Annotated in this window: 1 protein-coding gene and 1 tRNA gene; one reads left to right on the top strand and one right to left on the bottom strand. The window is 58.5% G+C overall.

What is annotated here, in order from left to right:
- Positions 1-389: 16S rRNA (guanine(966)-N(2))-methyltransferase RsmD (gene rsmD / locus TX82_RS08465; RefSeq protein ID WP_244875016.1), on the bottom strand; the 389-nt coding region annotated here is incomplete at its 3' end.
- A 192-nt stretch (positions 390-581) separates the two neighbouring features.
- On the opposite strand from rsmD, the gene TX82_RS08460 reads away from it, so the two are divergent.
- Positions 582-655 (top strand) — tRNA-Gln (locus TX82_RS08460).
- The last annotated feature ends 75 nt before the right edge of the window (positions 656-730 follow it).

Below are 730 nucleotides of genomic sequence, written 5' to 3'. Positions count from 1 at the left end.
GCCAGCGCCGTCAGGGTTTCCGTGTACAGATTCGCGTCGAACGGGGGATCCACGTACACCCAATCCAACACCTCCCCCTGGCGGCTAAGCAGGTCGATGGCCTGCCGGGCTGTGGTGGACAGCAGGGTCCAAGCCGCTGAATTGGCATCCGGCCCGGTGAGGCGGCATTTTTCCAGGTTGCCCTGCAGCAGGTCGCGGACTTTGGCACTGGATTCGACGAACACCACCCGTCTTGCGCCCCGGCTGAGAGCCTCGATGCCCACCGCCCCGCTGCCCGCGAACAGGTCCAGCACCCGCGCGCCTTCGATGCCGTTGCCCACGATGTTGAACAGCGATTCGCGCACCCGGTCCAGCGTGGGGCGCAGATTCAGCCCTTTGAGCGGATGCAACCGCGTGCCCCTCAGGGTCCCGCCAATCACCCGCACAGCGGCCGCCCCAGCAGGAATCCGCTTGTAATAAAATCATGAAAAATCAACTCATCCCCCATTGACCCGGCAACCGCGGGTGTTTTAATATTCTCTACCCCTTTTGTCAAATCACCTTGAAACCGGAAGGTTTAATTCATACAATAGGTTCAACGCTCGGGTATCGTCTAATGGTAGGACGTCAGATTCTGGCTCTGAAGGTTGAGGTTCGAATCCTTGTACCCGAGCCATTTTTTGTTTTTTACAGGAGGAGTGAATGCCGGCCGCCAGTATTTACCGCAACCCGTTTCTGCTTGGATTGTGCG

The organism is Nitrospina gracilis 3/211, from assembly GCF_000341545.2.
Taxonomy (GTDB): domain Bacteria; phylum Nitrospinota; class Nitrospinia; order Nitrospinales; family Nitrospinaceae; genus Nitrospina; species Nitrospina gracilis.
The sequence above is the reverse complement of the archived record's forward strand: the minus strand, read 5'-3'. Positions and strand labels throughout refer to the sequence as shown.